11 protein-coding genes and 1 pseudogene are annotated in these 14,074 nt (G+C 58.9%); 8 read left to right on the forward strand and 4 right to left on the reverse strand.

Features of this window, described 5'->3' with window-relative positions:
• The first annotated feature begins 154 nt into the window (after positions 1 to 154).
• From BA6348_RS08955 to nagA, 3 genes are read left to right on the forward strand one after another with little or no spacing between them, the layout of a single operon-like run.
• Entirely contained in the window at positions 155 to 1,195 is a 1,041-nt protein-coding gene (locus BA6348_RS08955; protein WP_025844532.1) for a VOC family protein, read from the forward strand.
• Positions 1,196 to 1,226: 31 nt separating this feature from the next.
• Positions 1,227 to 2,297 carry an NAD(P)H-dependent flavin oxidoreductase gene (locus BA6348_RS08960; protein WP_005831521.1) on the forward strand — a complete coding sequence of 357 codons (1,071 nt, stop codon included), beginning with the start codon at positions 1,227 to 1,229 and terminating at the stop codon, positions 2,295 to 2,297.
• 49 nt (positions 2,298 to 2,346) lie between these two features.
• A complete protein-coding gene (gene nagA / locus BA6348_RS08965) occupies positions 2,347 to 3,516 on the forward strand; it encodes an N-acetylglucosamine-6-phosphate deacetylase (RefSeq protein ID WP_122953345.1) in 1,170 nt (389 codons plus the stop codon).
• A 76-nt stretch (positions 3,517 to 3,592) separates the two neighbouring features.
• Here nagA and BA6348_RS27810 read toward each other — a convergent pair whose 3' ends face one another.
• The gene (locus BA6348_RS27810; RefSeq protein ID WP_307723515.1) at positions 3,593 to 3,886 is read right to left on the reverse strand and encodes a hypothetical protein; all 294 of its coding nucleotides are present in this window, start codon (positions 3,884 to 3,886) and stop codon (positions 3,593 to 3,595) included.
• A 26-nt stretch (positions 3,887 to 3,912) separates the two neighbouring features.
• Positions 3,913 to 4,932 (reverse strand): ABC transporter substrate-binding protein, encoded by a 1,020-nt coding sequence (locus BA6348_RS27815; RefSeq protein ID WP_307723514.1) that lies wholly within the window; start codon positions 4,930 to 4,932, stop codon positions 3,913 to 3,915.
• Here BA6348_RS27815 and BA6348_RS27820 point away from each other — a divergent pair.
• A complete protein-coding gene (locus tag BA6348_RS27820; protein ID WP_307723513.1) occupies positions 4,922 to 5,107 on the forward strand; it encodes a hypothetical protein in 186 nt (61 codons plus the stop codon). The genes BA6348_RS27815 and BA6348_RS27820 overlap by 11 nt on opposite strands.
• A gap of 81 nt (positions 5,108 to 5,188) precedes the next feature.
• Here the strand turns inward: BA6348_RS27820 and BA6348_RS27825 are convergent.
• Positions 5,189 to 5,452, reverse strand: a pseudogene (locus BA6348_RS27825) (SgrR family transcriptional regulator); the annotation flags it as partial.
• A 118-nt stretch (positions 5,453 to 5,570) separates the two neighbouring features.
• Here BA6348_RS27825 and BA6348_RS27670 point away from each other — a divergent pair.
• From BA6348_RS27670 to rbsK, 3 genes are all read left to right on the forward strand, one after another.
• A complete protein-coding gene (locus tag BA6348_RS27670) occupies positions 5,571 to 8,984 on the forward strand; it encodes a non-ribosomal peptide synthetase (RefSeq protein WP_277986654.1) in 3,414 nt (1,137 codons plus the stop codon).
• A gap of 273 nt (positions 8,985 to 9,257) precedes the next feature.
• Positions 9,258 to 9,920, forward strand: a complete 663-nt coding sequence (locus BA6348_RS08980) for an immunity protein Imm33 domain-containing protein (protein WP_122953343.1) — start codon at positions 9,258 to 9,260, stop codon at positions 9,918 to 9,920.
• A 144-nt stretch (positions 9,921 to 10,064) separates the two neighbouring features.
• A complete protein-coding gene (gene rbsK / locus BA6348_RS08985; RefSeq protein WP_005831532.1) occupies positions 10,065 to 10,967 on the forward strand; it encodes a ribokinase in 903 nt (300 codons plus the stop codon).
• A 95-nt stretch (positions 10,968 to 11,062) separates the two neighbouring features.
• On the opposite strand, the gene BA6348_RS08990 is transcribed toward rbsK, so the two are convergent.
• On the reverse strand, positions 11,063 to 11,614 hold the full coding sequence (locus tag BA6348_RS08990; protein ID WP_122953342.1) for a PadR family transcriptional regulator: 552 nt from the start codon (positions 11,612 to 11,614) through the stop codon (positions 11,063 to 11,065).
• 258 nt (positions 11,615 to 11,872) lie between these two features.
• Between BA6348_RS08990 and BA6348_RS08995 the strand changes: the two genes are divergently transcribed.
• Positions 11,873 to 14,011, forward strand: coding sequence for an ATP-dependent Clp protease ATP-binding subunit (locus BA6348_RS08995; RefSeq protein ID WP_122953341.1), 2,139 nt, complete (start codon positions 11,873 to 11,875; stop codon positions 14,009 to 14,011).
• The last annotated feature ends 63 nt before the right edge of the window (positions 14,012 to 14,074 follow it).

Consider the following 14,074-nt stretch of genomic DNA (forward strand, 5'->3'; position numbering starts at 1 on the left):
GAAACCGCCAGTCTCTCCTTTCGCGGTTGGTAATGCGCAGTTTGGTTGTATAATGGTGGTAGCAGAAAGGGTTTTCAGACAGCTTGGCTAACGGCAAGAAGAGGGGAGCCAGCAATCGTTCAGGGACGGGACAGGACAGGAAGGAGTGATGAGCGTGATCGACCGACTGGACCATCTGGTTTTGACTGTCCGTGATCTGGAAGCAACCTGCCAGTTTTACGAGCGCGTGCTTGGTATGCAGGTTGTAACTTTTGACAATGGCAGGCGGGCATTGCACTTTGGACAGCAAAAAATCAACCTTCATCTGGCAGGACGCGAATTTGAGCCGAAAGCGCGGCACCCGCAACCTGGCTCTGCCGACATATGCCTGATCGCAGCAGTGCCACTGGAACAAGTCATCGAGAAAATAACCGCATGTGGAGTCGAGATCGAGGCGGGGCCTGTACAGCGGACGGGGGCTACCGGACCGATTCGCTCTGTCTACGTGCGCGACCCGGATCAAAACCTCATTGAAGTGGCGGAGTATGCGCAAGCTGCTGATCTGTTGGCGAAGGAAGCGGCCGTCCAGGCAATTTCCGACGTGCTCAAGCAGCGCGAGCCGGGGATCATGGGCGCACAGCAAGCAGGGGTGTTTGGCATTTTGCTCCCGTTGGTGAAAATGGACGACGGCAAGCTCGGGGTCTTGTTTGAAAAGCGGGCCAGCACGATGCGCAGACAGGCGAACGAAATTTGTTTTCCCGGCGGCCGCGCAGAGGAAGGCGACGCGTCGAGGTGGGCGACGGCGCGCCGGGAGACGAGCGAGGAGCTGGGCGTGCCGTTAGAGAAGATTCACTACGTCGGCGAGCTGGATCGGCTGATCGGGCCGGGACATGCCGCTATTTACCCGTTTGTAGGCTACGTGGAGGGGATCGCGGACATGAAGCCGAATCCCGACGAGGTCGGCGAGGTGTTCGTCATCGCGCTTGAGCGGCTGGCTGCCGCCGAGCCTTCCACGTACACCTCAGCGCTTGTCACCGAGCCGGAGGAAGACTTTCCTTACCATCTGATTCCCGGCGGCAAACGGTATCCGTGGCGCACAGGCACGGTCGAGCATCTGTTTTACGAGCTGGACGGACGAGTCATCTGGGGACTGACTGCCCGTGTGCTGGCGCATTTTCTCGAACGGCTGCAAAGCGAGGGCTGGTCTCGCAAGTAAAAAAGCAACAGACAAAGGGAGTGGATGAAGCATGTGGAAAGGAAATCCGGTTACGTCACGTCTGCAAATCAAATGGCCGATCATCCAGGCGCCGATGGCGGGGGGAGCAACTACGCCGGCACTGGTCGCAGCCGTCTCGGAAGCAGGCGGACTGGGCACGCTCGGAGCGGCCTACATGAGTCCGCAGCAAATCCGCGAAGCGATACACGCCATTCGCGAGCGGACAGACAAGCCTTTTGGTGTCAATCTGTTCATCCCGGAAGACTTCGACCAGGAGCAGCCGATCGCGGCGAATGTGGCTGCGGCGCTCAACGAGGTGCGGCGCGAGCTGGACATCCCGGAAAATCCTGAGGTCACGAGCTTCGCCGAAAATTTTGCCGAGCAGTTGGCCGTCGTGCTGGAAGAAGTGCCTGCGGTCTTCAGCTTTACGTTTGGCATGCTCGATGCGCGCTCGCTCCAGGCGTTGAAGCAAAAAGGGGTGACGGTCATCGGGACGGCTACGACGGTGCGCGAGGCAGTAGCTCTCGAAGCTTGCGGAGTGGACATGATTGCAGCGCAGGGCAGTGAAGCGGGCGGGCATCGCGGCTCGTTTTTGCCGGACGCTCCCAACAATCTGATCGGCACGATGGCATTGGTGCCGCAGATTGTGGATCGGGTGAAAATTCCTGTCATCGCGGCAGGCGGGATCATGGACGGACGGGGCATCGCCGCCGCTTTCGCGCTGGGAGCGCAGGCGGCACAGCTCGGAACGGCGTTTTTGACGTGTGCGGAAAGCGGAGCGCATCCTTTGCACAAGCAAGCCATCCGGGAGACGAGCGACGAGAGCCTCGTGTTGACGCGTGCCTTTTCCGGAAAATGGGCGAGAGGCATCCAGAACGACTTCATGCGAAAAATGGCGCCGCTGGAGCACGAACTGCCGACCTATCCGGTGCAAAATGCGCTGACCAAGGACATTCGCGCCGCTTCCGGCAAACAGCAGCAAACAGCGTACATGTCGATGTGGGCCGGGCAGGCAGCGCCACTTGGTAGAGAGCTGGGAGCGGGCGAGCTCGTCTTGCAGTTGGTGGAGGAAACGAAGCGGGTATGCGGCAGCCTCGTGTAGAGCAGCCCGATCAACAGACTACGGCAGTGCCGTGACGGAGGAAAGCAACATGAAACAGGAGTACGCTCTCAAAGGGAAAATCATCGCAGAGGGGCAAGCAATCGCAGACGGCTTGGTCGTAGTGGCGGACGGAACGATTGTGTATGCCGGGGACGCAGCGGGCTACGCCAAGCCGTTGCCGACAGAGGTGGTGGCAACAGGGACAGGCTGGATTTGCCCTGGCTTCGTAGATATGCACATGCACGGCATTGACGGACACGATACGATGGACGGCACGCCTGAATCTTTGCAGGCGATTTCCACGGCGCTGGCGCGGTATGGCGTGACCTCGTTTTTGGCGACGACGATGACAGCGCCTTACGAGGAACTGGAGCCTGTGCTGGAAAACATCGCGCAGGTCAGCAGGCAGGGGCTTTTGGGGGCGCAGGTGATCGGCATTCATCTGGAAGGGCCGTGGATCAACCCGCGCTACAAAGGGGCACAAAAGGAAGAAAACATCGCGCTGCCCAAGCTGGAAGCCGTACAGCGGCTGTACGAACTGGCGCAAGGTCTGATGAAGGTCGTGACGATCGCGCCGGAGCAGCCGGAGGCGCTCGAAGCGATTGCCTGGCTGAAGGAACAGGGCGTGATCGTCTCGGCAGGGCATACCGGAGCGACGTTTGCCCAGGCGGCTGAAGCGGTCGACGCAGGCGTGCGCCATTTCACGCACTGCTTCAACGCCATGACCGGACTGCATCACCGGGAGCCGGGCGTCGTCGGAGCGGCGATGTATCACGAGCATCTGAGCACCGAGCTGATTGCAGACGGCATTCACGTTCATCCGGCGGTGATGCGCATTTTGTACCGGGTGAAAACGGCAGAGCGGCTCGCGCTGGTCAGCGACTCCATGCGGGCGGCGGCGCTGGGCGAAGGAACGTACGATCTCGGTGGGCAAGAGGTGCGCGTCCGTGAAAATCAGGCCAAGCTGGCCGACGGGACGCTCGCTGGAAGCATCCTGACGTTGAACAGGGCAGTCGGCAACATGGTGACGCTCAGCGGCGTGCCGCTGCCGGAAGCGGTAGAGATGGCCTCCCATACGCCTGCCTCGATTCTCGGCTACGGCGAGCGAAAAGGCCGCCTGGCAGCCGGCTACGATGCGGACATTGCGGTGCTGGATGAAAATTTTGACGTGGTGATGACATTCGTTGCCGGAAAGAACGTGTACGCGCGCTCCAATTGAAAAGGCAAGGGTGAAAAAAAGCAGTTCGAGCTGTCAGCTTCACAGCTCGGACTGCTTTTTGCTTGGGGGACGACGCTTACGCTTTTGTTGGCTGCAAGGCATTGGGGCCAAACCAGATTTTTTGAAAGTCGAGCCAGCCGGACGGATGGATGGAGACGCCGCGAACCGATTTGTGATAGGAGGTTTGCGTTTTTTTCTGCACGAGATACAGCACGGCATGGTGTTCCTTGATGAGCGCTTCCACTCGTGCGGGCTGTTGCCGCCGCACAGACTCGTCAGCCTCCCGGAAGAGGGCAGACAGCTCTTTGTCGATCGTCTCGGCCAGGGCGGCATCGAAGGCGGGCAGGAAGTAGTTTTTTTGCATGTACATTTCTAGTTCACTGATTTCATCCTGGCTTAAAGCATTTCCGAAAAGCAGACAGTCATGCGCGGGCAGAGTCCCGTGGTCCGCAAATCGAACGGTTCGCGGATGGCGACTTCGACCGGGATGCCGCAGGACTGGCAGCGCGCCTGAATCCAGCGGGCGTCCGGCTCATGGTAGGATGTCGTCACGAGCCGCAAAGTCTCTCCCTGATAACCGCTTTCTGCCAGCAATGCGGCAATGTCCGCGCGATTTTGACGGGGAGCGCTGTCCGCAGCCAAAGTCGCCAGAGCGGGGGAGTACGGGCGAAAGCCTTTGGCCGGATAGATGCGATCTCCGCCCAATTCCGCCACTATCAGCTCGCGATCAATCAACAGATCGAGCGCCTGGCGAAACTTCGGGTGGTTTTGCGGGCCTGTCAGCCGCTGGTTGAAGATGAGCAGGTTGCAGCAGGAAAACAGCGTCTCCAGATCACACCAGTCGCTGCTGGCGCGAACGGCTGCCTCCCGCAATGCCTCCGCCTTCGCCGCCGCTTCGTGCGACATCATGACAGCGGTCCAGTCCGGCTCCCGCAGGCTGCCTGTTTCCAGGTCGGGGAACAGCAGAATTTCCACGCGGTCGAGCTGCGGTCTGCCCTGAAAATGAGCCGGGAACGCCTCCAAAATACAAATCCCTTCGTCGAGGCGGACCAGTTGGAACGGGCCGGTGCCAACCGGATTTTTCCCAAACGTCTCCGCCGCCTCCTGGACGATCTCCTCTGGAACGATGCTGGCAGGAGGGGCCGCAAGCAGGCGCAAAAACAAGTAATTCGGCTCCTGCAGCACGATCCGCACCGTTCTGGCATCGACCGCCCCGATCTGTTCGATTCCCCGGAACATCCAGCTCGCTTCGTACAAGTCCGGGTTTGCGCGCAGCCGTTCCAGGGAAAACACGACATCGCGCGCGGACAGCTCCCGGCCGTGATGAAAAAGGATGTTTTTCTTCAAGTGAAACGTCCATTCCCGGTGGTCGGCGCTGTGCTCCCAGGAATGGGCGAGTGCTCGGATGAATCGCACGGCTGTCCGCGTCGTACTGAACGAGCGTATTGAACAACTGTCCGACCAAATGCGCGTCGAAGTGGTAATACAGCTTTCCGGGGTCCAGCGTGACAATCGTGCGGTAGACGGGGAAGCGCAACACGTCCTGATAGCGGTTCGCCTCGTTCAACGTGCAATACCCGAGTCCTGCTGACAGCCATTCCATGAACTGTTCTTTGACGGCAGGCTTGCCGAAGCGGTTCAATAGTTCCATCGCTTCCTTGACGTCGCCTTGCTCCATGCGCTGCTTCCCTTCCTGCAGCAAAATCGCATCGGCATCGGCGACAAACGTCAGGACGGAGGCATGGCCACGGCCGCGGCCGGACTGCCACTCGATCCAGTTTAATTCAGCCAGCTTGCGCACGATCAGCTTGGCGTTGCGAGGCGTGCAGTGCCAAAGCCCGCTCAGCTTTTCAATCGTGACGGGGAACGGCTTTGCCGTTGCTTCTTGTTGAAAAAACTGGCGCAGCTTTAAAAAATAAAGAACGGTAACGTACAAAGCCCCCCTTCCTGTGCAAAAAGGTGACAGAACTCACGCAAAGCTTACCCTTTTTACCCTCTGTCGGATCAATATACTGAAGATAACACGACAGACCAAAAACAGGAATGGGGAAGCGGTGTACGCGGCCGTCCTGGTCGTGTTCATGCTCCTGTTCAAGCAAGAGCTGCGCGAGCGTTCGACCTCTGTAACGATGCGCGAAATGGCGCGGATCGTCTTCACCGACAAAGTGTTCCTCAACTTGCTGCTCGGCAACCTGTTTGTAGCCGGAGCCTACTCGCACCTGGATACGACGCTTGCGCAGTACATCGGCCACGACCGGATCGAGGAGATGCTCGTCACCTATTTGGACGGCATCCCGGAAGTGTGCCTGTCCAGCTTGCGTCTGGCGCTGCTCTCCGGCGACTGGATTCCGCTGACGCTGCCCGATCAGATGGCAAAACGTCTGCCGTTTGCCCAGACGGTCAGCATGGGCGGTGCCACGGAAGCGGCGATCTGGTCTATTTACCATCTGTACAAAGGACTTTTGCCAAACTGGCGCAGCATCCCGTACGGACGTCCTCTCGCCAACCAGGGCTTCCGGGTGCTCGACTCGCAACTGCGCGATTGCCCCGTGTGGGTAACGGGCGAGCTGTACATTACCGGACACGGCCTGGCCCAAGGGTACGTGGGCGACGAGAAGCTGTCGGCAGAGCGCTTTTTCCTGCATCCGGCAGATGGACAGCGGCTCTATCGCACAGGAGATTTGGGCCGCTATACGCCGGGCGGCGAAATCGAGTTTTTGGGCCGCGAAGACAACCAGGTCAAAATTCGCGGCCACCGCATCGAGCTGGGGGAAATCGAATCAGCGCTACTCAAGCATCCGGCAGTAGCCGCAGCAGGCGTCGTGCTGGATGAGGCGAGCGACGAGCCGGCTTTGCTCGGAATCGTGGAGACGGCCCGCAAAAAGGACCGTGACCGCACAGCCGAAGCGGCCGAATTTGCGCAACTGACGAGCGGTATCGGCGAGGCGGCAGGGGAGATCGCGGCGCACATCAGCGCCCGGCAAATCGAAGAAGCGATGGCCAGCCTGGATCGGGCCGTGCTCCATTCGATGCTGCGCGCGCTGCAAACGCTCGGATTTTTTGCAAAAGGCCAGGCGCAATCGCTGGAAGAAGTGCTGCAAGCGGGGAGCATCCTGCCGAAATACCACTGGCTGGCGCGGCGCTGGGTGGCGAAGCTCGCCGAAGCGGGCATGCTGACCGAGCAGGCGAAAGGGCAGTACCGCAGCGAGCTTGCCGTAGATGACGAGCTTGTCCGCGAGAACTGGACAGAGGCAGAGGCGATCTGGACGAACATGCTGGGGACGGCAGGATTTACCGCCTACGTCCGCAAAAACGCCGAGAAGCTGCCGGAGCTGCTCGGCGGCCAGGAGGACCCGGTAGCGCTCCTGTTCCCGGAGGGCAAATTCGACCACGTCCATACGCTGTATATCGAGCACATCATGGCGAACTACCTGAACAAATGCATGTGCCTGCTTTTACAGCGCATCGCCGAAAAGCAAGGGAGCAATCCGCTGCGGATTTTGGAGGTCGGAGCCGGAACCGGAGCGACGACAGGACATGTCCTCAAGGCGCTCGAAGGCTACCCGATCGAATACGTCTTTACCGATGTGGCCACGTTTTTCATTCCGGGCGCCAAACAGCGCTTTGCCCAGTATCCGCACGTAAGCTTCGGCGTCTTTGACGTCGACCAGGACTACCGCGCCCAAGGCTTTGCGCCGAACAGCTTCGACGTCGTGCTGGCAGCCGGGGTACTGGAAAATGCCCGCGACATCCCGGCGAGCATGCGCAGGCTGCGGGAGCTGATTCGCCCGGGCGGCTGGTTCGTCTTCACCGAGCCGACTATCGAGCATTTGTGGATTTTGGCCTCGCAGGCGTTCATGATGATGGAGCCGGGAGACGAGCTGCGCCTGGAGACGTCCTACCTCGATCGCCACGACTGGCTGCGCCAGCTTCAGGAAGAGGAAAACGAGCCGCTGCTGCTGCTGCCGCAAGAGGACGACAAGCTGACCGCGCTCGGGTTCCACCTGTTTGCCAAACGGATGAAGCAGGAGCGCCTGGCAGTGGAGGCGACGGAGCTGGAAGCGTTTTTGGCCGGACAGGTGCCTGCCTACATGCTGCCTCAGCACTTGCAAGTAGTCGATGCGCTGCCGTTGACCGGAAACGGCAAGGTAGACCGGCGCACCTTGGCAAAATGGCGTCCTGCTGCCAACGGGACACAGGTGGCGGCGGCTTTCGTCGAGGAAGGACTGGACGCGCTGGAAACAGAGCTTGCCCGGCTGTGGGCGGAAGCGCTCGGCCTGGCTGGCATCGGCAAGTCGCAAAGCTTTTACGAACATGGCGCCGACTCGCTCATCATGGCGCAGGTGGCAGGAAAGCTGCGCGACAAGCTGGCGGAGGACCCGGAGCACGAAGCGATTCCGTTCGACGCCCTGCTGCGGCAAATGCTGAACTACCCGACCGTCGCCGATCTGGCCGAGTTCATCCGCTCGCGCAGACAAGTTACGGAGCGCGAGAGCGTAGCTGTGTGGCCCGGCAAGCAGGACGGCTCCAGCAATGCCGTACTGATTCCGTACGGCAGCGCGCAGGAAGGGCCGCTCCGCGTCGTGTTCCACGCCGTTTTGGGCACGATGGACATTTTCCGGCCTCTGCTTTTGCACCTCCAAGCGCAAAAAACGGGCAGCATCGTAGGGGTGGCAATTGCCGATATGGAAAAATACTGCTCACTGGAGCCGTCCGAGCTGATCGAGACTGTGGCTGACGACTACGCCGAATGCCTGATGGCAGGCGGCCACAGCGAAATGCAGTTGATCGGCTACTCCCTCGGCGGCCTGATTGCCGTCGAGGTCGCCAGACGACTGATGGAGCGAGGGATTCAGGTCGTCGATCTCGTGCTGATCGACATTCCGCCGATCTTCACCGAAGTGGATGACGATCTGCTCGTCGAAACGCTGTTTGTGCCCAACCTGAACATCACGCTGGCGCAGGCAGGCTTTGGGCAGGTCGATGAAAATGACCTGGCGCGCGGCGTCATGAAGCTGGTTGAACAGCATGGGGACTGCATCCCGCAAGGCGCCGCCGTGACCATCGGCGGAGACGCGGGGCTGGATCGGGTCGGAGAGCTGTTCCGCAACATGGCGGCTGTCAGCAAACGGGAGCGCTTCGCGGCTTACGTCTGCGCGAAAGCCAAGGCAACCGGGGAAGAGATGCCGATCGAGATGGCGGAAGGCTTGTGCCAGGTGTTCCGCCAAAGCTTCAAGGCCGCCCGTTATACGCCGCTGCCGTACATGGGCGACATCCGCTTCCTGTTGGCGAGCGAGCCGTTCTTGTTCCTGCCGCGCACGGATGATACGACTCTTGCGTTCTGGCAAGATGTGTGCCTGGGCGAGCTGGAAGTGACGACGATCGCAGGAAACCACTTCAGTTGCATGGTCGAGCCGAATGCAAGCAAGCTGGCGCAACTGCTGGCAGCGCCGTTCACGCAAAAATAAATGCCCGCAACCTCAGGAAATGAAGAGCGACAATGCGTCTTGAGAGGGATGGCTCCGCTGTGCGTGCTAAAAAAAGCAGGACAGCAGGGAGCATCCCTCTTCTTTTTTTCGGAAGGCAGACGCTACCGGGCAGCTTTTTTTCTGCTTTGGTCCCAGGGGGAAAAGGCTGCGCTGCCTGGGCATTCGTGGTACCCTATTGCCAACGAGTCAACCAATTCCGCTCCAGCAACGATTTTGTCGGCCCAAGCGGGCGAATGAGAAAGGATGGTACCGATGAGCCATAGCGACTCCCCGATCAAAGAGCAGTCGCCCCTCTGTCAACGCACCAAACAGATCGGCAACAGAACCTTCGTCGTGACCTGCCGGGAGTTTCTGGCAAAGCAGGCCGATTTTTTGCTCGATCTGTTTGCGGATGTGGAAAACGAGAGCGGGCCGCTGCGAAACGGCGCGAAAATTCAAGTAGGCTGGACAATTTTAATTGTCAATGAACGAGAGGGACACGAAGGACAAATGGAAATTGTCGCACCGGACTACGACACGAATCCGTTTACAGAAACAAACCGCGACTTGTCCGTGTCCCTCTACGTCCAGATGGCGCAAAACCACTGTCTGCAAACGTTGCAGCTCGCAGGAGAAACCGCGCTGTTCCAGGACAAGATCGTGGTGGCAAAAGGGGCGCTAGAAGAGGAGCACGTCTATTTGCAGCGCGCCGAACAAGCAGAAGCAGGCGACTCCGGCTGGTATCTCGGGCCTGTACAGGGCGAGGTGGACAGCGACGGGCTGGAATCGTACTACATTTTCCAACTGCTAAAACGCCGTCCGTCTCTTTTGCAGGCGTTGGCGCTGCCGCGCGGCTACATCGCCGTGCTCAAGGGTGACCAGATTGAGGCGGTGCTGGACGAACATGACGAAAACGTGTGGCCGACGCTGCACTAGAAGCGGCCAGGATACCGACAACGTTTGCAACGACGCACCAGCGCGTAAATGGGCTACTGGCGGTCTTTATTGAAGCCAGCAAATGGTGATGTTATCATGGGTGGGGAAAAAGCGAGCACGAAGAGACAGGGGAGGTAGCACGTTGTGAAAATCGCAGTAGTAGGAAGCATCAATATGGATCTCGTCTCCCACGTCCACCATCTGCCCAAGGCAGGAGAAACGATTTCCAGTCATGACTTCCGGCTGATTCCAGGCGGCAAAGGGGCCAATCAGGCAGTGGCCGCCGCGCGTCTCGGCGCACACGTTTCCATGATCGGGATGGTGGGCGAAGACGAGAACGGGAGCAAGATGCTGAACAGCTTGACAGAGGCGCGCGTTCACGTGGAAGGAATCAAACGCTCGGGGACGACGGGCATGGCTTTTATCAATGTGAGCGATGACGGGGAAAACAACATTGTGCTCGTCCCGGGAGCCAATGCGCAAATGAGCGTGGAGCACATCGAGCAGAACCTGTCCATTCTTGTGGAGAGCGACGTCGTGCTGCTGCAACTGGAAATTCCGCTTCCCGTAGTGGAGTACGTCGTGAAAAAGGCGTCCGGACTCGGCAAGCTGGTTATTTTGAATCCGGCTCCGGCGCAGGCGCTGTCACCTGAGCTGCTGCAGTACGTCCACACGTTGACGCCAAACGAGACAGAGCTTGCGAGCTTGAGCGGCATGCCGACTGCTACGCTTTCAGAAGTCGAGGCGGCGGCGAAAAAGCTCTTGGCAAGCGGGCCCAAGCGGGTTATCGTGACGCTGGGCGAAAAAGGCGCTCTGCTGGTGACCCCAGACGGGGCGACGCACGTCCCTGCTTGCCGGGTAGAGCCTGTGGACACGACGGCGGCTGGCGATTCGTTTACCGCGGCTTTTGCCGTCGGGATCGCCAAAGGGATGCCGGAAGCAGAAGCGGCGGCATTCGCCAGCAGAGTGGCGGCGATCGTCGTGACCAGACGCGGGGCGCAGCCGTCCCTCCCGACGCTTGCGGAAGTAGAGGCGCACGCGTTTTAAGGAAACCACAATTCATGCAGACCAAACGAAAAAGCAAACGGTTTTTGGAGCGAACAGTTCCAAAGGCTCGTTTGCTTTTTGCTTTTCCTTGTTCGTTATCTGCGCTTTTGCAACAGCTCCAGAACCCATTCGCACCAGGCGATGTCTTCTTTCATCCGCCGCGCTCCCCACGAGAGCAAAATGTACTCGCCAAACGCCGGATGGTCCGGGTGGTCGGGCGGGTGGGGATGGTCGACAGCATCAGCCTGGTACTCCTGAATGTAGTGCTCGTACATGTCCAGATGCTCGCGGCATTGCTGGATGCGCTCGACAAACATCGTCGCAGCGGCATTTTCATCAGCGAGCCCGAGGCAGTACGTTTTCAGGACCAGCTCGTCCCGGACGACAGGCTCTGCTGCCGGCTCACTGAGCCAGACTTGCAGCGCGATCTGCCCTTTTTCTGTAATCGAATACACTTTTTTATCAGGACGATCCGTCTGGTGGATGCGAGTGAACTCCAGGTAGCCCTCCTGTTCCAGCTTGGCCAGCAGCGGGTAAATCTGGCTGTGCTTGGCCTGCCAAAATGGTTGAAGCTGGAGCATCAAATCGTAGCCAGAACTGGGCGTGCGGGCGACCAGCCCCAGGAGTCCATACGCGAGTGTGTTCAAGTGAAAAGCCTCCTGACTTTTACGAATCTCAAGATCATTATAGGAAGGGTTTTTCGGCGAGGCAATAGCGAACCTGCGTCCTGCTTAGCTTTTCCCAAGCTTATGTGCAAAATCCAAAGAAACCCTCTTGAAAGTCAAAGAAGGTCAAACTATAATAAAGTCATCGAAGGTCAGAGAAGGTCAAACGACACTGAACCTTCCGGGAATCAAAACGTGCACGTCAACATTCCAAAATAAACATTTTGGGGGTATGAAAACATGCAATGCGAAATCTGCAAACAACGACAAGCAACTGTTTCCGTTCATATACAAGTGCAAAACAACCGGCAAGCCTACCAGCTTTGCAAGGAATGCCACGCCAAGCTGGGCAGCAAAATGGGAATCGGCATGGGCATGGGCTTCACTCCGTTTTCCTCCTTCTCCGGTCTGGACGAGTTCCTGCAAGGCTTCGCCCAGGCGCAAGCGAAGGGCGGCAAGCCTAAAGCGCAAGAGCCGCAAGTACCGGACCGCGGCGGCATTCTCGACGAGCTGGGCCGCAATTTGAACGATGCGGCGCGCGCCGGGCTGATCGATCCGGTGATCGGACGCGACCAGGAAATCGAGCGCGTCATCGAGATTTTGAACCGCCGCAACAAAAACAACCCGGTTCTGATCGGGGAGCCAGGGGTAGGGAAGACGGCGATTGCGGAAGGACTGGCGCTGCGCATTACCGAAGGGCAAGTGCCTGCCAAGCTGAAAAACAAGCAGGTGTACGTGCTGGACGTCGCTTCGCTGGTAGCGGGCACAGGGATTCGCGGGCAGTTCGAGGAAAAGATGAAGCAAGTCATCGCCGAGCTGCAAGCGCGTAAAAACGTCATTTTGTTCGTCGATGAAATTCACCTGCTGGTAGGCGCTGGCTCTGCGGAAGGCTCCATGGACGCAGGCAACATCCTCAAGCCTGCCCTGGCGCGCGGCGAGCTGCAGTTGATCGGGGCTACCACATTGAAAGAGTACCGCATCATCGAAAAAGACGCTGCGCTGGAGCGCCGCCTGCAGCCAGTGATGGTCAAAGAGCCAACAGTGGAAGCCGCCATCGAAATTTTGCAAGGGCTGCGTCCGAAGTACGAGGCGTTCCACCAAGTCTCCTACTCCGACGACGTGATCCGGGCTTGCGTGGAATACTCGCACCGCTACATTCAGGACCGTTTCCTGCCTGACAAGGCGATTGACCTGATGGATGAAGCGGGCTCGCGCCTGAACCTGCGTTCGTCCGGGGCAGACACCGCCCACCTGCATGAGCGGCTGGCGCAAATCAACCAGGAGAAAAAAGCCGCGACCGAGCAAGAAAACTACGAGCAAGCAGCCCGCCTGCGCGACGAGGAAGCAGAAATTCTCGCCAAGCTCGATCAACTGGATGGAGCGGCCAATCGCGTGCAGGTCGAAGTGGCAGACATTCAGGAGATGATCGAGCAAAAGACAGGCATTCCGGTCCGCAAGCTGCAAAGCGACGAGCAAGAGCGGATGAAAAATTTGGCGGCGCATCTCGAAGCCAAAGTGATCGGTCAGTCCGAAGCCGTCAAACAGGTCGCCAAGGCGATTCGCCGCAGCCGCGCCGGACTGAAGCCGAAAAACAGACCGATTGCCTCCTTCCTGTTCGTCGGGCCGACTGGCGTAGGGAAAACCGAGCTGTCCAAGGCGCTCGCCGAGGAGCTGTTCGGTACGCGCGATTCGATGATCCGTCTCGACATGAGCGAGTACATGGAGAAGCATTCCGTCTCCAAGCTGATCGGTTCGCCACCAGGGTATGTGGGCCACGAGGAAGCAGGGCAGTTGACCGAGCGCGTGCGCCGCAACCCGTACAGCATCATTTTGCTCGATGAGATTGAAAAGGCACACCCTGACGTCATGCACATGTTCCTGCAAATTTTGGAGGACGGCCGCTTGACAGACAGCCAGGGCCGCACCGTGAACTTCAAGGAAACCGTCATTATCGCGACGAGCAACGCGGGTGTGACCGAGCGCAAAATCTCCGTCGGCTTCGGAGCAGAGTCGCCTAAGCCTGGCACCGTGCTCGACTCGCTGGGCGCGTACTTCAAGCCGGAATTTTTGAACCGCTTCGACTCGATCATTTCTTTCGCTCATCTGGAAAAACACGATCTGGTCAAAATCGTCGAGCTGCTGCTGCAAGATGTCATGGCAAATCTGAAAGAGCAAGGCATGGAGCTTGCCGTTACAGACGCCGCCAAGGAAAAGCTGGCAGAGCTGGGCTACAACCCCGCATTCGGGGCGCGTCCGCTGCGCCGTGTCATTTCGCAGTACGTAGAGGACGGCATCGCCGACCTGGTGATGGAGGAAGCGGATGTGCGCTCGATCGTAGTCGATGTCGAGGAAGACCGCATTCGCGTGAAAAAAGCATAAAGACCCGCCAGACGGCAGGTCCCGAAACGAGAAGAACCCCTTTTGCCGAGGCCGCTGAAGAAC

Source organism: Brevibacillus agri, from assembly GCF_004117055.1.
Classification (GTDB): Bacteria; Bacillota; Bacilli; order Brevibacillales; family Brevibacillaceae; genus Brevibacillus; species Brevibacillus agri.